At 43.8% G+C, this 21,732-nt stretch carries 25 protein-coding genes; 11 read left to right on the forward strand and 14 right to left on the reverse strand.

Annotation, left to right across the window (positions count from 1 at the left end):
• The first annotated feature begins 11 nt into the window (after positions 1-11).
• Positions 12-296 carry a flagellar biosynthesis anti-sigma factor FlgM gene (flgM, locus tag C9I43_RS14470; protein ID WP_107883940.1) on the forward strand — a complete coding sequence of 95 codons (285 nt, stop codon included), beginning with the start codon at positions 12-14 and terminating at the stop codon, positions 294-296.
• Positions 286-741 (forward strand): flagellar protein FlgN, encoded by a 456-nt coding sequence (locus C9I43_RS14475; RefSeq protein ID WP_076498974.1) that lies wholly within the window; start codon positions 286-288, stop codon positions 739-741. The genes flgM and C9I43_RS14475 overlap by 11 nt, the downstream gene beginning before the upstream one ends.
• Before the next feature lie 71 nt (positions 742-812).
• Here the strand turns inward: C9I43_RS14475 and C9I43_RS14480 are convergent, their stop codons facing one another.
• The 7 genes from C9I43_RS14480 to C9I43_RS14510 are packed head-to-tail and all read right to left on the reverse strand — an operon-like array spanning position 813 to position 7,610.
• Positions 813-1,235: a hypothetical protein gene (locus C9I43_RS14480; protein WP_107883942.1), complete on the reverse strand. Its 423-nt coding sequence runs from the start codon at positions 1,233-1,235 to the stop codon at positions 813-815.
• Positions 1,216-2,562, reverse strand: a complete 1,347-nt coding sequence (locus C9I43_RS14485) for a FliI/YscN family ATPase (RefSeq protein WP_076498978.1) — start codon at positions 2,560-2,562, stop codon at positions 1,216-1,218. Before C9I43_RS14485 ends, C9I43_RS14480 begins: the two co-directional genes overlap by 20 nt.
• A complete protein-coding gene (gene fliH / locus C9I43_RS14490) occupies positions 2,540-3,250 on the reverse strand; it encodes a flagellar assembly protein FliH (protein ID WP_076498981.1) in 711 nt (236 codons plus the stop codon). The genes C9I43_RS14485 and fliH overlap by 23 nt, the downstream gene beginning before the upstream one ends.
• Complete coding sequence (locus C9I43_RS14495; RefSeq protein ID WP_244153238.1) at positions 3,250-4,236, reverse strand: flagellar motor switch protein FliG; 987 nt, start codon at positions 4,234-4,236, stop codon at positions 3,250-3,252. Before C9I43_RS14495 ends, fliH begins: the two co-directional genes overlap by 1 nt.
• Positions 4,237-4,252: 16 nt before the next feature.
• A complete protein-coding gene (gene fliF, locus C9I43_RS14500; protein ID WP_107883944.1) occupies positions 4,253-5,920 on the reverse strand; it encodes a flagellar basal-body MS-ring/collar protein FliF in 1,668 nt (555 codons plus the stop codon).
• Positions 5,921-5,932: 12 nt separating this feature from the next.
• A complete protein-coding gene (gene fliE, locus C9I43_RS14505) occupies positions 5,933-6,271 on the reverse strand; it encodes a flagellar hook-basal body complex protein FliE (protein ID WP_076498989.1) in 339 nt (112 codons plus the stop codon).
• Between the two features lie 28 nt (positions 6,272-6,299).
• Positions 6,300-7,610: a sigma-54 dependent transcriptional regulator gene (locus tag C9I43_RS14510; protein ID WP_076498992.1), complete on the reverse strand. Its 1,311-nt coding sequence runs from the start codon at positions 7,608-7,610 to the stop codon at positions 6,300-6,302.
• Between the two features lie 1,069 nt (positions 7,611-8,679).
• Between C9I43_RS14510 and C9I43_RS14515 the strand changes: the two genes are divergently transcribed.
• From C9I43_RS14515 to C9I43_RS14550, 8 genes are all read left to right on the forward strand, one after another.
• Positions 8,680-9,549 carry a FliM/FliN family flagellar motor switch protein gene (locus tag C9I43_RS14515; protein ID WP_107883946.1) on the forward strand — a complete coding sequence of 290 codons (870 nt, stop codon included), beginning with the start codon at positions 8,680-8,682 and terminating at the stop codon, positions 9,547-9,549.
• 4 nt (positions 9,550-9,553) lie between these two features.
• Positions 9,554-9,913 carry a flagellar motor switch protein FliN gene (gene fliN / locus C9I43_RS14520; RefSeq protein WP_076498996.1) on the forward strand — a complete coding sequence of 120 codons (360 nt, stop codon included), beginning with the start codon at positions 9,554-9,556 and terminating at the stop codon, positions 9,911-9,913.
• Positions 9,910-10,641, forward strand: a complete 732-nt coding sequence (fliP, locus tag C9I43_RS14525; RefSeq protein ID WP_076498998.1) for a flagellar type III secretion system pore protein FliP — start codon at positions 9,910-9,912, stop codon at positions 10,639-10,641. Before fliN ends, fliP begins: the two co-directional genes overlap by 4 nt.
• A 5-nt stretch (positions 10,642-10,646) precedes the next feature.
• Positions 10,647-10,916 carry a flagellar biosynthesis protein FliQ gene (gene fliQ, locus C9I43_RS14530; RefSeq protein ID WP_076499001.1) on the forward strand — a complete coding sequence of 90 codons (270 nt, stop codon included), beginning with the start codon at positions 10,647-10,649 and terminating at the stop codon, positions 10,914-10,916.
• A 1-nt stretch (position 10,917) separates the two neighbouring features.
• Positions 10,918-11,697 (forward strand): flagellar biosynthetic protein FliR, encoded by a 780-nt coding sequence (gene fliR / locus C9I43_RS14535; protein WP_107883948.1) that lies wholly within the window; start codon positions 10,918-10,920, stop codon positions 11,695-11,697.
• Entirely contained in the window at positions 11,694-12,821 is a 1,128-nt protein-coding gene (flhB, locus tag C9I43_RS14540) for a flagellar biosynthesis protein FlhB (RefSeq protein WP_076499006.1), read from the forward strand. The genes fliR and flhB overlap by 4 nt, the downstream gene beginning before the upstream one ends.
• A 15-nt stretch (positions 12,822-12,836) precedes the next feature.
• Entirely contained in the window at positions 12,837-14,918 is a 2,082-nt protein-coding gene (flhA, locus tag C9I43_RS14545; protein ID WP_076499008.1) for a flagellar biosynthesis protein FlhA, read from the forward strand.
• A 248-nt stretch (positions 14,919-15,166) separates the two neighbouring features.
• Positions 15,167-15,670, forward strand: coding sequence for an AlbA family DNA-binding domain-containing protein (locus C9I43_RS14550; RefSeq protein WP_107883950.1), 504 nt, complete (start codon positions 15,167-15,169; stop codon positions 15,668-15,670).
• Between the two features lie 66 nt (positions 15,671-15,736).
• Here the strand turns inward: C9I43_RS14550 and C9I43_RS14555 are convergent, their stop codons facing one another.
• From C9I43_RS14555 to lptM, 7 genes are all read right to left on the reverse strand, one after another.
• A complete protein-coding gene (locus tag C9I43_RS14555; protein WP_107883952.1) occupies positions 15,737-16,315 on the reverse strand; it encodes a HupE/UreJ family protein in 579 nt (192 codons plus the stop codon).
• A 205-nt stretch (positions 16,316-16,520) separates the two neighbouring features.
• Entirely contained in the window at positions 16,521-17,252 is a 732-nt protein-coding gene (locus C9I43_RS14560) for an HAD-IA family hydrolase (RefSeq protein WP_107883953.1), read from the reverse strand.
• Complete coding sequence (xerC, locus tag C9I43_RS14565) at positions 17,252-18,172, reverse strand: tyrosine recombinase XerC (RefSeq protein WP_107883955.1); 921 nt, start codon at positions 18,170-18,172, stop codon at positions 17,252-17,254. The genes C9I43_RS14560 and xerC overlap by 1 nt, the downstream gene beginning before the upstream one ends.
• Positions 18,173-18,231: 59 nt before the next feature.
• Entirely contained in the window at positions 18,232-18,861 is a 630-nt protein-coding gene (locus C9I43_RS14570) for a DUF484 family protein (RefSeq protein WP_107883957.1), read from the reverse strand.
• Complete coding sequence (gene dapF / locus C9I43_RS14575; protein ID WP_107883959.1) at positions 18,858-19,685, reverse strand: diaminopimelate epimerase; 828 nt, start codon at positions 19,683-19,685, stop codon at positions 18,858-18,860. The genes C9I43_RS14570 and dapF overlap by 4 nt, the downstream gene beginning before the upstream one ends.
• A gap of 75 nt (positions 19,686-19,760) precedes the next feature.
• The gene (gene lysA, locus C9I43_RS14580; protein ID WP_107883961.1) at positions 19,761-21,005 is read right to left on the reverse strand and encodes a diaminopimelate decarboxylase; all 1,245 of its coding nucleotides are present in this window, start codon (positions 21,003-21,005) and stop codon (positions 19,761-19,763) included.
• A 42-nt stretch (positions 21,006-21,047) separates the two neighbouring features.
• A complete protein-coding gene (gene lptM, locus C9I43_RS14585) occupies positions 21,048-21,239 on the reverse strand; it encodes an LPS translocon maturation chaperone LptM (RefSeq protein WP_258191976.1) in 192 nt (63 codons plus the stop codon).
• A 79-nt stretch (positions 21,240-21,318) separates the two neighbouring features.
• Between lptM and cyaY the strand changes: the two genes are divergently transcribed.
• Positions 21,319-21,648, forward strand: a complete 330-nt coding sequence (gene cyaY, locus C9I43_RS14590) for an iron donor protein CyaY (RefSeq protein ID WP_076499034.1) — start codon at positions 21,319-21,321, stop codon at positions 21,646-21,648.
• Positions 21,649-21,732: the final 84 nt, after the last annotated feature.

The following is a 21,732-nucleotide window of genomic DNA, read 5'->3' on the forward strand; positions in this document are numbered from 1 at the left end:
GGTGAACATCTATGGAAATCAATAAAATTAGTAGTGCTGTGAACACTGAGTTCAATACCAACAAAGGTGTGACTACGCACAAAAAAAATAGTGAAGTGGAAACGCAATCCTTAGCAAAACAGCAAGATATAAGTAATGATTGGAAACTGTTAGCGCAAGCTCAACAAACATTACAGAGTGTTTCTGACGTTGATATGGACAAAGTAGCCAATATTCGCAATGCGCTAAGCAATGGCAGTTTTGAAATCATGTTAGATAAAATAGCGGATAAAATACTGGCGCAGCATGGAAAATAATCAAATTAATAAACGCGAACTGGTTCAAAGTTTGATTCGTGATATTCGTCAAGATCTGGATGGTTACAGCCAGCTAAAAACAATGCTCAAATACCAACGCGAACTCATGCAACGTCGTGATAATGATGCACTTATTGTCCATAATGAACGTCAAACTGCACTGTGCGACAAATTATCTTTAAGAGCTAAACAGCGCAGCGAAAATCTTGCTACTCTGGGTTTCAATAATGACAATAGTGGCATGAAACGTTTAATTACCGCGCTGCCAGATCACTTAAGGCCGCAAATAAAAATCTCATGGGATAATTTGCAGCTATTAGTTAAAGATAGCCAAGCGGCTAATGAAACCAATGGTAAACTGTTGGTATTACAGCAAGAAACCATTAACCGCATCCTGAATAACGATGTGCAGCATACTGAAATTGATTATGGTGCTGGTCGGTAATTCGCTCGCATGATGTCGTCTTATAGAATCACGTCATCAGTGTGGGCACAGTCAAAGCGGGCGCCCAGTCGTTATACATTTTTCTTTTTGTAATAAAAACCGGCCATATCATCAAGAACAGACTGCTCGCGCCGTGCTACTCGTGCTTCATTCTGCAGATGAGTTTGTTTTTCAAACCATCTTAAACCTTGCTGGCGCCCCAATTGTTTTTGCCACAACCTATCAATACGCAGTTGTTCTTGCTGAAGAAACTCACTTTTTTGAGCTAACTTCACCTGCATAGGCTCTAGCACCTGCACCATTCCGCAAGCATTTTTCCAGAGTAAAACATTTGTGCCTTCTTTAGTGCCACGATAAGCGGAAATCATCTGTGATAATGCTTGATGCTGCTGCTGATTGAGCTGCACACTTAGGTGGGAGTCTTGTCGCTTTTGCCCTAGTTGCGCTAATTTTTTTTCGGCTTGAATGCATAATTTAGACAGATGCTGACTCATATCCCATCACTCCCATCAATTGCTCTAATTGAGTTAGGCTCTCGGCAAGATTAATTTTGCTTTGGGTCGTTTGGCGTAAAAACTTAGCCATTTCAGGATATACCCGCACCGCAAGATCCATTTCTGGATCTTGACCCGCTTGATAGCCTCCCAGAGGCAATAAATCCCTGACTTCATTATAACGGCTTAAAATATGTCTAAAAATCTGGCTTTGTTCAATGCTGCTAGAACTTGCGACCTGCATAGCTAAACGACTCACGGAGGCATTAATATCAATAGCCGGGAAATGTCCTTGCTCAGCTAATTTACGGCTGAGAACAATGTGTCCGTCTAAAATTGCTCTGGCGGCATCAGCCACAGGATCCTGTTGATCATCGCCCTCGGCTAGTACGGTATAAAAAGCGGTGAGTGTTCCTGTGGGATGCTCACCATTACCAGCCATCTCGACGAGTCTAGGCAGTTGTGCAAATGCCGAAGGTGGATACCCTTTGGTCGCGGGTGGTTCGCCTAAACTCAGCGCTATCTCACGCTGTGCCTGAGCATAACGAGTCAATGAATCAACCAATAACAACACTTGTTTACCTTGGTCTCTAAACGCGCACGCAATTGCGTGTGAAAGTCGCATTGCACGTAATCGCATTAACGGTGTGGTATCTGCTGGAGCAGCAATAATCACCGCACGCTTACGCCCTTCTTCACCGAGAGTTTCTTCAATAAATTCACGAACTTCACGGCCACGCTCGCCAATTAAACCAACGACGACCACATCCGCCTCAGTAAAGCGAGTCATCATGCCGAGCAATACGCTTTTACCCACTCCAGAACCGGCAAATAATCCGAGTCGTTGTCCTCTGCCTATCGGCAGTAAGCTATTAATGGCACGAATCCCCACATCCAGTGGTTGACGAATAGGTTGTCGTAACAAAGGGTTATAACTGGTGTGGGATTGCTGAACCAATGAGACATCGGTTAACTCGCCTAATGAATCCAATGGCTGCCCAAGCCCATCAAGCACACGACCAAGCAAACCATTACCAATAGCAATAGTCTGTTCTGCCGTGATGGGCAGTACCCTTGCTCCAGGCATTAAGCCTTGAGTCGGCTCAATCGGCATTAAGCACAGTACGTCTTTATAAAAACCAACGACTTCCGCTTCAATTAAACGACCATTCCGCCCTTCAATTTGGCAACGGTCGCCCATACCAAGTTGGCATCCGACGGCTTCAAGTAAGAGGCCATTAACCCTGATAAGTCGTCCGTATACCCGAGCTACCGGAACTTGCGGCCAATCGTCTTGAAATAAATCAGGCTCCAATATCAGCCTCATTCAATTTTGTTTCCACCATCGTCATACAAGCGTCGAGCCGAGTCTCAATTGAAGCATCAGCATCAGACTTGTCGCTCACAATGCGGCAACTACCCGCTGAGATACTACTGTCTGCAATAAGGTTCCAACCTCGAATTTTGTCCTCAGAAAGCTCTTTCAATTTAACCACGGCGCTCGGTTCTAAATGGATTTTTACATCCTTTTGGTCATCGGGTAGCGCACTGAGTGTTTCTTCGACTAATTTTAAAATTTGTTGCGGTTGGAGTGTTAACTCACAACGGATCACTTGCTGTGAGACGCGGCGCACTAAATCTAGGATCAAGCTTTGCTGCTCACGAACCTGCTTCGTATGCCCTTCTTCTAATAGCTCTCTTAATGCACCGAGCGGCACAATCAAGCTATTAAGTTGTTCATCAATAGAGGTTTTACCCGCTGATTGTCCATCGAGCTTACCTTGATGAAAACCGGCAGCATGTCCCGCTATACGCCCTTCCTCGATACCCGCTTGATAACCCGCACTTTTACCTTGAAGCACACCTTCGTCGTAGCCTTCATCAAATGCTTGCTGATAACTTTGAAAATCACTGCCAGCATTGATGCTTGAGTCAACCGCCTCATGTAAAGTCGGAAAACGATAGCGACGAGCAAGATGCGGATTTAGGCGCCAACGAGAATATTTGTTTTCCATTAGACAACAACCTGCTCTTCAAATAACTGCAATTCAATTTCGCCTTCTTGCATTAATTGCTTAGCCAGTTCCATGATTTCTTTACGCGCGCCACTTGCGCGGCTCACTGGAACCCCGCCTAGTGCATCAATTTGGGTTTCAATGGCTGATGACATCCGCTTAGGCAGTGCTTTTAACAGTGAATCTTTGAGCTCAAGATCAATGCCTTTTAATGCAAGCGATAAGGTTTCTGGCGGCACTTGTCCTAACAGCGTTTGCAAGGTCTCTTGCTTTTGACGTCCAAGAATAATGAAATCGAACATATTGTCAGTCACATCAATAGCCATTTGCTTGTCATGCAGCTTGATCATTTCCATCAGCTGCTCACGATCACCCTCAAAACGGTTAAGAATATCTGCAACCTGCTTTATACCAGCGACTTGGGTGTGGCTTTTTTCCATGGCCATCAGCATGCAGCGTTCAACCAACTGCCTTAATTCTTCAACGACATGACGATCTAATTCGCCAAGTTGAGCAATACGTACCAGTACATCGTCTTGGCTTTCAAGTGGTAGCATTTTCAGTATTTTTGCCGCACTTTCTGGAGGTAATAATCCCAACAAGACCGCTTGTAACTGACAATGTTCGTGAGTTATTTCGCGGGCGAGTAATTGGGGGTCAACCCACTCGAGGCGCTTAACCAGCACAATTATCTCATCACCATAAATGCTGTCGATAAGGCTTTTAGAAACGCGATCTCCCAATGCAATATCAAGCGTCTTTTGTAAGTAAGATCTCGAGGCTCTAGCAATACCAGACTGTTCTTTATAACGCTGAAAAAATCGACTCAATACCGCTTCTGCTTCTTGCTGGGTAATACTCGATAAGCGAGCCATTTTATGACTTAAGTGCTGCACATCGTTACGATCCAGATGCGCCATAACCATAGCAGCACCTTCCTCGCCCATACTCAACAACAACATGGCCGCTTGGGCATAATTGTCCATTTTAATTTCGATTGAATTATTCACCGTCTTTATCGCCTATCCAATGTGCTATTACTTCTGCAACGCGCGCGGGTTCTTTATTTGCCAACATAGCCAAATGCTCCATTTTCACCGTCAATGGTGATCCAGGTTCAGGTAAGCCTTGGCTACCTAACCAATCAGCATTTGGCAGTTGTTGTGTCTCAGTTGCCGCATGGACAGGCCCTTCGACAGCGCCAATAGCATTTGGACTTAACGCGACAGGTTCAATCCGCGGCGCCATGACCTGAGCAGTACGGGTCAAGTGTTTAACCAGCGGACGCAATACAAAGAGGATCAGACCTATGCCTAAAATGCCACCGATGAGATAGCGTAAATAGGATTGATAGTGCTCTGCTTGCCACCAAGGAGACGGTGTGATTTCGGGGATGACGGTAGGTGTAAATTCAAACGCATTAATGGTGAAAGAGTCTCCTCTTGCTGCCGAGAAACCAATGGCATCTTTCACCATATTGCCAAACTTAACCAGTTGAGCTTCATCATTAAAACCACCTTGACCAGCAGCACTGTTAATCAGTACCGACACCGACAGGTTTTCGAGCTGCATTTGTTGGTAGCGTACGTGACGAACAGAGCGACCGACGTCATATTGACGACTCTCTTCTTGCTTCAGATTACGTGTTTTATCATCAGCTGCTGCAGGACCAGCTTGAGGAGGCTTATTGCTTAACGCACCTGGGATGCCCGCGGCAATGCTATTACTTGAGTCATCGACACTTGTACGCTCTTGAGTCACAACACTTTGCGGATCGAGTGATTCCTTGGTTTCTTCAACCTGATTAAAATTCACTTTGGCAGTGACTCGGACTTGAAAGTTTTCTTGCCCCAGAACAGGCTCAAGCATAGAGGACGCATTGGTCACTAAATTATGCTCAAGTTCCCGAGTGTATTGTAATTGCTTATTTCTGGACTGGCTCAGATCTTGATTGCCAGAGATGTTCTCACTTAAATAATGACCATCTTGGTCGACGACTTTAATATTACCGACCGAGAGTCCCGTTACACTACCAGCCACCAAATTAACAATCGCTTCTACCTGGGATTCTGTAAGGCTCGTATTGGGATCTAACTGCAGCATCACCGAAGCGGTTGGTAACTCAGGTTCCTGACGAATAAATAAACTTTTTTTCGGTATCGCTAAATGAACTCTCGCGGCACGAACCGACTTTAATGACATAATGGTTCTAGCAAGTTCACCCTCTAAACTATGGCGATACTTAGCTTGTTCCATAAATTGGCTAGTACCAAGGGCGGTATTCTCTAGATCCTCCATGCCAGAAGGCACTTTCGCTTTAACTCCCTTTGCTGCTAACAGCATGCGGGCGTTGCCCACTTGCTCTTCGGCAACTAATACCGCACCACTATTGGCATCAAGACGATAATTAATCCCTTCAGCGTCTAACACTGCAAGCACCTGAGAAGTATCAACATTCTCTTGGTTACCATACAAAGGACGATAACCAGCTGTTGAGGTCCACAACATCAATACAATGACACTCGCAACTATCACTGCCAGCAGTGCTAACGCAATGACTTGGCGATCTCCACGGGTAAACTGATGCCATTTTTGAGTCATACCCGCCATAAACCCTGACGAAGACTCGGTCCTAATACCCTGACCAGATTGAACAAAAGTGGTAGACATTCACACTATTCCTTACACAGGCATCTTTATTACATCGTCAAATGCTTGCACAAGACGATTACGGATTTGAAGCATAGTTGCGAATGACAAACTGGCCTTTTGCGAAGCCACCATAGCACCCACAAGATCATCACTCTTGCCACTATCGACAGCAGCCATCAACATAGAAGATTGATTTTGATCTTGGTTAACTGCCGATACTTTACTTTTAATCAGGGCAGTAAATGACCCATAAGCCATACCGTTATCAGTAGGGTTTGGCGTAATGTTAATTGCTCCTTTAGCCACTTCTCGATGAAGACTTAAGGTTTCCATTAACATATTTGAGCTAACAATCGCTCCATTAGACATATAAAATTCCTGTTACTTGCAGTATTTTCTAAGCAGCACGACCCGCTTGTTGTAATAACATTTCAATATCGATACCCGCATCCCGCATTTGCACCAATCGATATCTTAAAGCTCTAGTTGTCATGCCTAACGCTTCAGCGCTCAACGTTCGCTGGCCATTAAAACGCTTAAGAACATCAATGATATATTGGAATTCAGCATGTTGTTTCGAAGCCTTTAGCCCTTCAGTTGCGCTCACACTCTCTATCTCAAGGATTTCTTCTCGGGGGGTCAACCCAAGCTCAACCGCTTGAATAGCCAGCCCCCGACGCATCACTAAAGCACGCTGAATACAATTCTCCAGTTCTCGCACATTGCCAGGCCAATCATGGGAAACAAGTGCTTGCTCTGCATGATCACTAAAATAGCATTCACTCTGGCTATCGGACTGACGGTATACATTTAAGAAATGTTCAGCTAGCGGTAAAATATCCGCTTTACGGTCTCTTAAAGGTGAAATTTTTAACGGTAGAACATCTAAGCGATAAAATAAATCCTCTCGAAAATGCCCAAGTTCAACAGCCTGTCTTAAATCGCGATTAGTCGATGCTATAATCCTTATATCTAAACAGATCATATTATTACCGCCCAACCGTTCAACCTCGCGCTCTTGTAAAACACGCAGTAATTTAGCCTGTAACGGCAGCGGCATCTCACCTATTTCATCCAACAATAGAGTGCCACCATTAGCTTGTTCAAACTTCCCAGCTTTATCACAAGTAGCCCCCGTAAAGGCACCTTTTACATGACCAAATAAGACAGATTCAAGAATACTTTCAGGAATAGCGGCACAGTTGATAGCAATAAACGGCTTATGCGCTCGTGAAGAATGGCGATGAATATAGCGAGCTAATGGCTCTTTACCTGTTCCACTTTCACCAAGCAGCAGAACGCTGGCTTCAGTTGTTGCCGCGCGATGAGCCAGCATTAATAATTGCCGACTAACCGATGCTGATACGATCAAACTGGAATCGGGTAACTCTAACCGATGCAATCGTTGAATAGAGGCCAGTAACTGCTCGGTTTCAACCGGAATGAGTAAATAATCCTGCACACCGGCGCGCATTGCTGCAGCAGCCAACTCGCCCTGTTCCGGCGCTAATAATGCGAGGATATTGCGACAAGAAAAACGAGCAAGATAAGATTTTACATCGCTAGGATTACAATTGGATAAGTTAACAATCGTGAGCCAAGGAGATCCCATCGTATCGTTCCACAGACAAAAATCGTCACGTGTAATGATACATCCAAGCTCAGCAGATATGTTTAACCCTTCAATCCGAATACTTAAACCACTCACGCACCTATTTCCTTTCGTTGCCCACGCATAACATCACGCCTTTATTTAATTAATTGATTTATTGATTCGAATAAATATCAATATTCATTTAAATCAATGAACCCCATTTACTACCACTAAATAAATAGAGGCCATTGTGAAAACAACAAACGCGGAAACGGCCGCAGGAAGTAATGCTTCCGCGACAACATTCAAGCTAGAATGGAGTTCCATCTTAATTTAAACAGGCGTTTAATTATTACAATAAACTGAGAGCAGCTATTTTAACCATATATAAGCGACCCATTAAAATAATAGACGCTCAAATGTGATCTAGCGCTAATTTTAAATAAAAATAAAGTTACAATATCAAAATAGCGTAAAGCGGAAAAAGTAGCACTTCAAAAAACAGGTGCCAACCGCTAATTAAAAACGGTGCCAACCGCTAATTAAAAACATTGATGATTTAATGCAGACTTATACCAAATATAATTACACAATAATATATACCAATGATAAAAATAAAAAATCACCAAATTCATATAACGTATTGTTTTAAAAAGGCTTTGTTTAGCAACGGCTAAACAACCAAAGACTAACCGCAATAAAATCAATACATTACAGTTAGCAAAGTAAATGTAACTTTAGGTTTATTTTGCTGAATTCCAGTTTGTCAAAAATAAATCACCCGTCAAAATAATATCAAAACAACTATTTATTGACGCCTTTCTTTGTGAAAAATTATATTTTTAATTATAATTATTCAAAATAAAGCAACATTTCCCATACAACAAAATCTATTTACAATTTAATTAGTCGGTATCCGCGCATTTATGATAATTATTATTGAACATTTGATACTTATTACCTTATCATTCCCACCGTTTTAAACTAGGTAATTTCTATTAGTCATTACAGATAAAGTATTCACAGCCTTAACTTGACCTAATAATACTTCTGAATAAGTAAAATGCCGGTATAACAACGCGTACTTAATCTGCGACGTTGGCATACATATGTATTGTTTCACCTCACAATACATTACTTGCAACTTACGATGATAAGACAAATGCCTTAATAGGAAAATCAAATGAAAATAACCGCTAAAGCTAGGCTTATAAAATCCAGTTCTAATGAACAAATTAGGCCTATAATGCTGGTACAAGAAAAACTAGCAAGAACACGGTTATTACAGCAACTTGCTTTATTACATCGTCCATTAATTGATGCAATTAATCACATTCTGGCGCCGCTTTTAAGACAAGGGCATCCTGCTATTTATACCTCGAGCTTAGCTGAAGCTAGACAACCTATTACCCCTGAACATCATTATTCATGGTTCATTTTAAAGCATCAGCAAACGATATTAGGGTATTGGCGCATTGACCGTTGTACGCTCGATCAATTGGCCAGTTACTACTATGGCAGTCAATCAACCCCATTAAGCTCACCTTTAAGAGGCCCAAGTCAGTCTGAATTTAGGCTTGCTAAAAAACTATTACTTTCTGTCGTCAATGAGCTTCCTAGCAGCGCCATCGATAGCAGCAACCTTGAAGTAGAGCTAGTAAAAAGTCAGATAGAGCTCAATGCATCTGCTGTGTGGTCGTTTAATTTTACCAATGAGCCACAAACGCCTCCTATGCAGTTTTGTTTGACAGAACAATTACTAGGGTATTTGGCTGAACAACCTAAAGCATCCGAAGTCAGTGCTGATTTACCCGCTAAATTAGCTATCTGGCTCAAAAATCTTCCCGTTAAAATTCAACTGACGTTAGGCCAACATAGCATTCCGGTGCAGTGTTTAAGCCAATTGAAAGTGGGAGATATTTTACCGATTAACTTATACCCCAAAACACAACTCTCCATAGGCAACACACCTCTGTTTCATGCATCTGTGCATACTCATGAGGGGCAGATGGTCGCAAAATTAACTCAAGATATATATCAACTCGAGGACTAGAACATTGGCTGAGCAACCTATTTTATCGGATAACGATTTTTTATTAGACGACGATATTTTCTCTGAAGAGAATTTTTCAAAACCCGATACCCATAATCATAAACTGAAAAATAATAACTTTTTTCAGCAACTCCCTGTCCAAGTCACCTTAGAACTTGCCAGCGCAGAAATGTCTTTAGGCGAGTTGAATCGCATGGGCGAGGGCGATGTTATCGCATTAGATCGTATGGTCGGTGAACCGCTTGATATCAGAGTCAATGGCGCATTATTGGGCCGAGGTGAAGTTGTTGAAGTGGCTGGGCGATATGGCGTGCGTTTATTAGAAATAGAAAACGTCAACTTAGGTGGGGCAAGCCACGAATGATCTTTCGGCTATTGTTACTGTCGCTATTATTAATGACTCCTCAGGCACTCGCATCAGAAGGGCTAACCCTATTTACGCTCGATGGTGCTCAAGATAGTCAAGCAGTTAACATTAAGCTCGAAATTTTAGCCCTCATGACCGCCATAGGTTTTCTACCTGTGATGTTGATGATGGTCACCAGTTTTACGAGAATTATCATCGTACTTGCTATTCTCAGGCAAGCGCTGGGATTACAGCAAAGCCCGCCTAATCGGGTACTTGTCGGCATTGCATTAGTGCTAACAATTTTCATTATGCGCCCAGTAGGAGATAAGATTTATAAAGAAGCTTATTTACCCTACGACCAAGGGAAAATTGAATTAATGGAAGCTGTGAGCATTGGCAAAGTTCCGTTAACTCAATTTATGCTTGCCCAAACCAGAGAAACCGATCTTGAGCAAATGCTAAAAATTGCCAATGAACCGACCACCCTAAAGGCTGCTGAAGTGCCTTTTTTTGTGCTTATGCCTGCATTTGTTTTGAGTGAGCTCAAAACGGCTTTCCAAATTGGATTTTTACTTTTCTTACCTTTCCTAGTGATCGATCTCGTAGTCGCGAGTGTTTTAATGTCAATGGGGATGATGATGCTATCGCCATTAATTATTTCACTGCCATTTAAGTTAATGATTTTTGTCCTCGTGGATGGTTGGGCTATGACTGTTAGCACTTTAACCGCCAGCTTCGGGTAACAGCCATGGACGTCAATGAACTGACTTCGCTTTTTGCCGACTCCATGTTTCTGGTGATCATGATGGTCTCAACCCTTGTAGCTCCGGGGCTCATTGTCGGGCTTATCGTTGCGGTATTTCAGGCCGCCACACAAGTTAACGAACAAACATTAAGCTTTTTGCCCAGACTGATCATTACCTTACTCATGGTGCTTTTTTCAGGCACCTGGATTATCCAACAGCTAAGTGATTTGTTTGACCGATTATTTATGAACATTCCTCATATTATCGGTTGATATGCTGTCACTAACCTCAACAGAAATCAGCATGTTTATTGGCAGCCTATGGTGGCCTTTTTGCCGTATCATGGGCGCTTTTATGGTTATGCCATTGCTAGGAAACTCCTATGTTCCCGTCATGGTACGAATCTTCTTGGCTTTGAGTATTGCAGCGCTAATGGCACCTATGCTGCCGCCTGTTCCTTCGATAGATGCTGTGTCTTTAGGTTCTTTCTTTTTAGCCGTTGAACAGTTACTGATCGGATTTATGCTCGCGTTATTTTTAACGCTTTTAATCCATGTGATGACAATGCTTGGCAATATCATGTCCATGCAGATGGGTTTAGCCATGGCAGTAATGAATGACCCAGCCAATGGCGAAACCAACCCAATTTTAAGTGAGTGGTTACAAATCTTTGGCACCTTGATTTTCCTTGCTCTGGATGGTCACTTAGTCGCACTGAATATTATTGTCGATAGTTTCCGCTTATGGCCAATTGGCAATGGCATTCTTGACCTGCCCATAATGGGGTTAATTAGCCGAATGGGTTGGCTTTTTACCGCATCTTTCATGCTCGCCATTCCAGCAGTACTTGCCATGTTAATGGTCAATATTACTTTTGGCGTATTAAGCCGTGCGGCGCCCTCGTTAAACATTTTTTCGCTGGGTTTTCCAATGACACTGTTAATGGGCCTAATTTGTGTATTGCTATCACTCAGCGGCATACCCAGTCGCTATAGTGATCTTTGTTTAGATGCCTTAACGGCTATGTACCAGTTTATCGGTGGGATTACATGAGTACGCCTAAGCAAGATAAAACAGAAAAAGCGACCCCTCAAAAACAGCGTAAAGCGAGGAAAGAAGGCCAAGTACCACGCTCTAAGGATCTCGCCTCAGCCGCGCTGATTATGGGCTGTTCAATCATGCTGACGAGTAATGCAGATTGGTTTGCCACTAAAGCCAGCGGCTTAGCAAAATACAATATGTTGCTGACCCGTGCAGAGTTAGATCAGCCGGATATGATGGTGCGCCATCTTGGCGCTAGCCTAGTTGAAATGCTCAGCATGTTAACTCCATTATTTATTATGGTGGCGCTATTAGCCGCGATCGCAGGTGCGCTGCCGGGTGGCCCAATATTTAATTTTGGCAATGCCAATTTTAAGTACAGTCGCATTGATCCTATTTCAGGCATCGGAAGAATATTTTCCACTAAATCACTGGTGGAGCTATTCAAATCTACCTTGAAAATCGTGCTGCTTATCGGAATTATGTTGGTTTTCTTGCAAGGTCATTTACAGGGTTTACTCAGTTACAGCCAACGACCAATCGATGAAGCCGTTCGTGATGGTATTGATTTACTCTCGCAAGGCATGCTTTACCTTGGCACAGGGCTGCTGGTTATCGCATTTATTGACGTACCGTATCAGTACTGGAACCACAACAAAGAATTACGTATGTCTCGTCAAGAAGTCAAAGATGAGCACACCCAACAAGAAGGTAAGCCCGAGATTAAAGCCAAAATTCGTCAGTTACAGCAACGAATGGCCCAATCTCGTGCTGCTATCACCATACCAAAAGCCGATGTTCTCTTGGTTAATCCCACTCATTATGCAGTGGCTTTGAAATACAACCCAGATTTAGCCGATGCACCGTATGTGCTAACCAAAGGTACCGAAGAGCTGGCGTTGTATATGCGTGAATTGGCAAAGAAACATAATATTGAAATTATTGACATTCCGCCGCTGACTCGAGCAATTTATCATTCAACTCAGGTTGATCAGCAAATACCCAGCGCACTTTTTATCGCTATCGCACATGTACTGAGTTATGTCATGCAGATCAAAGCGGCCCGTAAAGGTTTACAACAAAAACCGGCACCTTTACCCCATTTTTTTATTCCACCTAATTTACGTCACGATTAAAGGATCGTTTAATCTATGAATTGGCTTTCACGCACCTTTTCAGGTAACTACAGCTATATTGGTATTCCAGTGATGCTGCTCGCTATTCTTGCAATGGTGATTTTGCCACTGCCTGCATGGCTACTGGATATTTTGTTTACCTTTAACATCGTTCTGGCTGTCATGGTCCTGTTGGTGAGTGTGTCCATCAGGCGACCATTAGAGTTCTCTGTATTCCCGACCTTATTGCTACTCGCCACATTAATGCGCCTCACCTTGAACGTGGCATCGACACGCGTGGTGCTTATCGAAGGGCATGAAGGCGGCGACGCCGCAGGTAAAGTTATTCAAGCATTTGGTGAAGTCGTTATTGGCGGAAACTATGTCGTTGGTGCTGTTATCTTCTTAATTTTGATGATTATCAACTTTGTGGTAATTACCAAAGGTGGTGAGCGCATCTCCGAAGTATCAGCACGCTTTACATTAGATGCCCTACCCGGCAAACAAATGGCAATCGATGCAGATCTTAATGCGGGAACACTGACACACGAACAAGCTAGCCAGCGTCGACAAGATGTGGCTAGAGAAGCCGATTTCTATGGTTCTATGGACGGTGCGTCAAAGTTTGTGAGAGGCGATGCCATTGCTGGACTATTAATTTTAGCCATCAACATTATTGGTGGGGTCAGCATCGGTATCTTTATGCATGATCTCAGTGCTGCAGAAGCCTTTAAAACCTATGCATTATTAACCATTGGTGATGGTCTAGTCGCACAAATCCCCTCATTACTACTGGCCACCGCTGCGGCAATTATCGTAACTCGAGTCTCTGACGCAGAAGAAATGCCGACTCAGTTGAGCCGCCAATTACTCGCCAATCCTAGAACGTTAGCGACTGCCTCCATCGTAATGGCGATTTTGGGTATTACCCCTGGCATGCCCGCTTTAGTCTTCTTATCTTTTGCAATATTACTGGGTTTTGCCGCATGGAAACAAAATCAAAATAAAATATCTCTTCCAGAGGAAAAAGCAGAAGAACTGATCGAAAATAGCCTCACAGAGCCTTCAGCTCCAAGCTGGGAGTCGTTGCCGTTTACCGACATTATCGAAGTCAGATTAGGCTATAGATTGGTGCACTTAGTTGAAAAAACTAAAGGAGCAGAATTACAAAAACGCCTGACAGGGATCAGGCGCACACTCTCAGAGCAAGTCGGTTTTTTATTATCAGAAGTCAGAGTACGCGATAACTTAGCGTTAGCACCACATGCATACCAAATAAATTTTATGGGAACTCAAGTCGCAATTGCCGAGCTCGAGCCTGACCTTTTATTAGCGATAAAAAGTGGCCCTGTATATGGCAAAATTGATGGTATTTTAACTAAAGAACCCGCTTATCAAATGGATGCCATTTGGATAGCACCAGATTTAAAAGCAAAGGCACTCAACTTAGGTTATTCCGTCGTCGATAATGCCACGATTATTGCTACTCATGTCAGTAAACTGCTACGAGAATCATTGCCAGAATTATTGCAACATGATGATATTATGCAACTCACTGACAGGTTAAGTAAGCAGGCGCCAAAGCTTGCAGAATCACTCAGTACAAGTTTAACAACAATACAGTTACTTAAAGTTTTCCGTCTGTTACTTAAAGAACAAGTACCGCTCAAAGATATACGCACTATAGCTACCACGCTATTGGAATGCAGTGAACAAACAAAAGATCCCGTCTTACTCGCTGCTGATGTCCGCTGTGCTTTACGCAACACCATATTGCATCAAATTGCCGGTAGCAGTTCGCAGTTAAACGTACTCACCCTGACTCCAGAGTTAGAGCAGACTTTAATGATTGCACTGAATCAATCACAACAGCAAGGCAAAGTCGCACTGGATAGCTTCCCCATCGAGCCGAATTTACTAGCACAACTGCAACAAAAAATGCCTCAGTTACTAGCCGAAACCAAAGAGAAGGGCTATAACCCAATCCTGCTCGTGTCGCCGCAGCTCAGACCTTTCCTAGCACGTTATGCACTCGCCTTCGCTCGGGGACTCCATGTTCTATCCTATAATGAAGTCCCTGAAACAAAAGAACTGATGATTGCAGGACAACTCGGCTAGTCCACCGCTTTATTATCAGCATCTAATTAATAATTCGAGGCGCTAGGCGCCTCGAATTATTTGGCAGTGACCATAATAAACCTGAAGACAATGCATGAATTGTGTTATGTCATGCTTAACATCGATTTACTGTTGCCCATGACTGTATTTCAATAACCAGCTTTTGCCAGACCTGTTGATCCCTAAGTCTGGCCTTTCAATTATCGACGTGCTACAACAAGTTATGTGTCGCTGACGGATAAGCTGCCATGACATTTCAATCATTTGCACTCGATGATATCGACGATTTACATGAATCGGCCCAAGTAGAATTTAAGCTCGCCGGTGGCCGTGACGGACAAGGTCAATTGCCCGAAGATATTTGGGCCACCTATAGTTCCTTTGCCAACACGTTAGGTGGCGAGATTATCTTAGGTGTACGTGAAGAACATGGCCATTTCAGTATTGAAGGTATACCGAATCCCCTGCCCGTTTTGCAGGAGTTTTGGGAAATACTCGATAACCCTAGCCGCACCAGTCACAATATCTTGGCTATTTCGGATGTACAGATTATTGAAATTATGAATAAAAAGCTTATTCGTATCCGTATACCACTGGCGCCAGAACAGCTAAAACCAATTTATGTGGGCGGGGATCCCTATACGGGAAGCTATTTTAGGGTAGGAGATGCCGACATGCATGCAAGTCGTCGGCAGGTCAATCTAATGCAACGCCGCGCCCATCTTTGCATGAAACAACTCAAGGCGCGTTAACTTACCGCTCTACAACCTGACTAATCCTATTATAAGTATAAGCCTGCGATAGCCTTATAATCAGCCTCACAATCCTGCTAATAAATAGCCCCCCATGGCGGCAATCGCTGCGCCCGTGACACGCATTAAGTTGCGTTGCCCTGTCATCTTTTGCATCCCAAGACCTATCATTACGCCACCTAAATGGATGACCGCTGTACCAAATAAAAAACCTAAGGCGTACAGGACTGGACTTGCCAATTCCGGTATTTCTGCGCCGTGGGCATGGCCGTGAAAAATCGCAAATACCCCTACAAAAGTCATAGCAAATAACAACGGGATTTGACGGTCAAAAGCGATAGCAAGCCCAAGCAGCAGCACTGATAAAGCGATACCTATTTCAACGAAAGGAACAGCAATGCCGTATAAACCTAATATTCCACCAAACAACATAAAAACGACAAAGGCGAGTGGTACAGTCCAAATAGCGCGACCACCAAGCTGGGTACTCAACATACCCACACTCAACATCGCTAACAGATGATCAAACCCCAAAACAGGATGATTAAACCCTGACATGAAGCCGCCGCCTGAATGAATTTCATGGGCCGACACCGGCGCAATCCCACATAAGCTGAGCAGTAATAACAAACCGATACGCGCCATAAAATAGCCTTAGTCAGTGACTTTAGTGATTGATACCACACTACCTGAAAATATAGTGTCAGATAGCTTATGGGCTTCAATTAAAGCTTAACTTTAGTGTAAATATGGTGGTAAAACCTTGATCTCAATCACCCTTAGATCAGGAAAGATGCAGGTTGAAAATGTACACTGAACTATTGTCACACTGAACTATTGTCACACTGAACTATTTTGCATCAATTGCTAGCACTTTTGCCAAAGCATCAAGGGAGGTAATTTCTAAATGTGGTAATAGAGTTGCGATAGGTAACGAATCGTTTCGGCCAAAACTGGGGTTCAACCATACAGATTGACACCCAGCAAGCCGCGCACCACGAACATCGGCATTCATGTTATCGCCTACATGGAGTAAATGCTGCGGCGCAATATTTAACCGCAAACAAGCTAACTCGAACATGTCTTTAGCGGGTTTCATTTGCACGCCACTACCAGGGTGAAGCACAAATTCAAAAGCATCGCCTAAACCAATCCGCTCGGCATCCACATTACCATTAGTGATGCCGACTAATCTAAAATGCCCTGACAAGTGTTTGAGTAATAACAGCACTTCATCAGATATTCGAAAATTACTGCGATGAAAATAAAAACACGCTAATCCTTGCTCAGCGCCGCGCTCAGCCTCCATAGCCGAATAACCTAATTGAATGAGGCCGCAGCGCAGCGTAGCCAAACGGGCTGCGCTAGTGTCGTGGGCAAGTTCGCGATGTTGCTGCAGGAGTTGTTGTTTTAGACTGCGCCAATCATGGGGTTGCCATGCCTGCGATAAAGGAAACGCCTGCTGTAAAAATATCGCCAGCTCAGCTTCAGCATTTAGAATATGCGGTAGATTGTCGTATAAGGTGTCATCGAGATCGAAACTGATCGCTTGAATATGTTGGGGTCTAAGATAGCAACGCATTATTTATCCTGTGGTTTTTTCGCTCGAGGATGGGCGTTATCATACACCTTAGCTAAGTGTTGGAAATCCAAACTGGTATAGATTTGTGTGGTCGCTAGGTTAGCATGGCCCAATAATTCTTGCACCGCCCGCAGATCGGCGCTCGCTTCTAACATGTGAGTGGCAAAGGAATGACGCAGTTTATGTGGATGAACTCGTACCGATAATGCCTGTTCTTGTCCCCATTTTGCCATTCGTGCCTGAATACTGCGATGGGATAAACGCTTACCTTTTTCAGTCACAAATAAGGCGTTATCTTCGCAGGGGATTTGCTTTCGACAATTAAGCCAAGCCTGTAGAGCATCAATCGCCAAGCGCCCGACGGGGACGATACGCTCTTTATTACCTTTACCTAAAACTCGCACTTCTTTCACGTCGTATTGCACGCTGGATATATTAAGCGCCGCAAGCTCTGCCAAACGCAGGCCACTGGAATAAAACAACTCCATCATGGCTTTATCCCGCAGACTTAGAGGATCTGTGCCTTCAATGTCCAATAAATGGGTAATAGCATCGATATCAATATTTTTCGGTAAAGGTTTGGCTTGTTTCGGTGCGCTTAGACCCTTAGCGGGATTAAGTTCAATGACGCCTTCGCGCAGTAGAAACTCACCCCATTGTTTTACCGCAGATAAACACAAAGAAAGGGATCGTGGGCTTAAACCTTTACGGTGTAATTTGGCTAATACCTGCTGCCAGTGCTCACGGCTCACATTAAGTAGATGCACACTTTCAGGTAAAAGTGCACTGCCACGGTTGAGCTCGTAAAGGTAATTACGCACTGTATGAGTAGACAGCTGCTTCTCAGTACTCAAATAGCGTTCAAAGGTTTGTAACCATTGAGTATTGAGCGCCAACACATCACCTGTTTGCGTACTCATCTCGGTTTCCTCATCGGTTTACTATAAAAACTAAGGGAGTAAATGCCACCCCATTGCCTTTACAGCTTAGCAAGCATATGCGCCAGTAAACGCTGCAATTGTTCCAGTAGCATGTTATCCATATCTGGATGAAAATGGGTTGCATCTTGGCTGGCAATCGCAAAAATGACGGGGGTATCTTCGGACAATTTAGTCAGTGCAACCGAGCCCACTTCACTACCAAATAAACGTTTAGCTTCTTGCTGTGTTAAGCGACCAAAATAGTGACCTTTATGCAGCCTTTGATCCCATATTGCCTTCATATCAGCATCAAGAACGCTGACTAAACGCACATGACTAAAGTTAAACTGCATTTTCAAACTATCGGCTAAGACTTCCTTGAGTGAGATTAAATCAGCACAGTTCAGTAACTTAAATGATAACTCGGTATTGAATTGATAAATTTTTTCGTTACGCGTCGCCATCGTTAATAGGCTAGTGATCTCTTCTTCTAATTGGCTCACCCGCTGGCGCAGCATTTCTTGGCGACGTTCTACTAAGGATATCGCGCCACGCTCCATATGAGGTAAACGCATTGCTAGTAGCAGTTCAGGGTAACGATTAAAAAAGCTAGTATTATCGAGTAGATACTCACGAATTATCAACTCATCGAAGGGCACATTAGTCTGCGGCATCAAAGGCTCGGTCATAACTGAATTTGTCCATCGTAAACGTGCTGTGCAGGACCCGTCATCCACAGCGGCTTACCTTCACCTTCCCAGTTAATACTTAACGTGCCGCCGGGTAAATCTACCTGTACTTGTTTCCCTAACTTGCCTTGTATTTGGCCGACAACCACAGCAGCGCACGCACCTGTACCACAAGCTAAGGTTTCAGCCGCACCGCGTTCATACACCCGCAGTTTAATATGACCTGAGTTTACCACTTGCATAAAGCCTACATTAACCCCGCGCGGAAAGCGTTCATGTTTGGTCAACATAGCGCCAATTTCAGCGACAGGAGCGCTGGTCACATCTTCAACATCGAGCACACAATGTGGATTACCCATCGACACTACACCACATAAAAAGGTTTGTAGCGGTGTTTGCAGTAGGTAGGTTTTTTCGGGTTTCTTGGCTTTAAAAGGAATTTGACTCGGCTCGAGAATTGGCACACCCATATTTACGGTAACCGTTCCATCACGCTCCAAACGCAATGTCATTTTGCCAGATGAGGTGCTAACACGAATTTTATTCTTATTTGTCAGCCCCTTATTACGTACAAAACGCGCAAAACAACGCGCACCATTGCCACATTGCTCAACTTCACTGCCGTCAGCATTAAAAATACGATAATGAAAATCTAAATCAGGATCATAGGGCGGCTCAACTAAAAGAAGTTGGTCAAAACCGATGCCAAAGTTACGATCGGCTAGACGGCGGATTTGCTCTGGCGAAAAAAACACGTTTTGTGTGATCCCATCGACCACCATAAAATCATTGCCAAGACCGTGCATCTTAGTGAATTGGATCAAGATACTTATCCTTTAAGCCAAGGCGCGGCTCATAAATGATGAATCCAAGCGCCTGAATCAATATATTTTTCTAGTTTACGGCAGGAGCTGCTCACCTTGCCACAGTTGCGATAACTTTTCTCGCTCACGCACAAGGTAAGCCTGCTCACCATCGACCATAATCTCGGCCGCACGAGGGCGCGTATTGTAGTTAGATGCCATTGCAAAACCATAGGCACCACTGGAGCGTACAGCAAGCAAATCACCGGCCGCTAACGCAAGTTGGCGATCTTTACCTAAAAAGTCACCGGTTTCGCACACTGGGCCAACGATATCAAAATCATAGGCTTGTGAGCTTCTTGGCGCTACGGGAATAATTTTTTGCCATGCACTGTAAAGCGCTGGACGGATTAAGTCATTCATCGCGCCATCGACAATCGCAAAACGCTTATCACTGTTTTCTTTAAGGTAAAGCACTTGAGTGACAAAAATCCCCGCGTTAGCGGCAATTGCGCGCCCCGGTTCAAAAATCAGTTTAAGTTGACGGCTGCCTAAACGCTTAAGTAGAGCCGCGGCATACACATCAGGGTGCGGCGGGGTTTCATCATCATAAGTCACCCCTAAACCGCCACCGACATCGAAATGCTCAATAACAATACCTTGCTCTGCCAAGCGATCGATTAATGCCAGCATACGATCCATCGCATCAAGGAATGGTTGGATTTCAGTCAATTGCGAGCCGATATGGCAATCTACACCTTTAATATGTAGATGAGGTAAAACACGGGCACGGGCGAAAACGATTTCCGCCTCGTCCATAGCAATACCGAATTTGTTTTCTTTAAGACCAGTCGAAATATAAGGATGAGTTCCAGCGTCGACATCTGGATTTATCCGCAGTGATACAGGGGCAACTTTACCCAAACGGTCCGCAACCTGATTTAACTGCTCAAGCTCGGCGCTTGATTCAACGTTAAAACAGTAAATGCCCAGATTAAGTGCTTGCTCCATTTCAGCAACGGTTTTACCCACACCAGAGAACACCACTTTAGCAGGATCGCCACCGGCTTCGATGACGCGAGCGAGTTCACCGCCGGACACAATATCAAAACCACTGCCTAAACGTGCTAATACATTCAGTACCGCAAGGTTAGCGTTAGCTTTAACTGCATAGCAAATAAGATGTGGATGGTCTGCCACTGCATTATTAAAAGCATGCCAATGGCGCTCAAGGGTTGCGCGCGAATAGATATACAGTGGCGTGCCATAAGTTTGAGCTAATTCAGTAACCTGACAGCCTTCGGCATACAAGGTATTATCTTGGTAGAGAAAGTGATCCAATGTCTGATTCCTTACTGCGCGTTATCGCTGCAATAGTAATTGTTATTGTTGGTTTTTTTGTACTTCGATGGATCTAATTTCGGTTTTGATTTCTTCTGCTTCAGACGCCGCTTTAGACGCCTCGATGCTTTTAGGCTGACTCACCTCAGTGGCAGGTGAGCGATAAAGAGGGCCTTTCTGACCACATGCCGTAATAAATAGGCTACCAAGCAATAACAATAAAAACAGTCTCATTTTTCTCAACATCTGTGCATCTGATGGCTAATAGCCTTATAATCGCATCCATCTTGACGAAAGCAAAGGACAGAAATGCATGGCCATGACAGATACAGAATTTCACCAGCTCGCTGATGACATGTTCCAAGCGATAGAAAATGCGATTGAAACTGCGATTGATGAGCAAGATGCCGATGTCGATATCGATGCCAGTGGCAACGTATTACAATTAGAGTTTGTTGATGGCTCAAAAATTGTTATCAACAAGCAAGAACCTTTGCACGAGATTTGGTTAGCCACACGTTTTGGTGGGTACCACTTTGGTTTTGTAGAGGGTAAGTGGATTGACGGGCGTAGTGGCAACGAATTTATGCCATTCGTACAAGACTCTATCCAGCGCCAAGGTGGAATTAAACTCAGTTTTTAATTCAAACTGTGTATTGCGCAAAACAAAATGGGAGCTAAGGCTCCCATTGTTTATTTCCCATCACTTATTCTCAACCGACTGTAT

Origin of the sequence: Shewanella morhuae (assembly GCF_003028295.1) — a bacterium.
Lineage (GTDB): Bacteria > Pseudomonadota > Gammaproteobacteria > Enterobacterales > Shewanellaceae > Shewanella > Shewanella morhuae.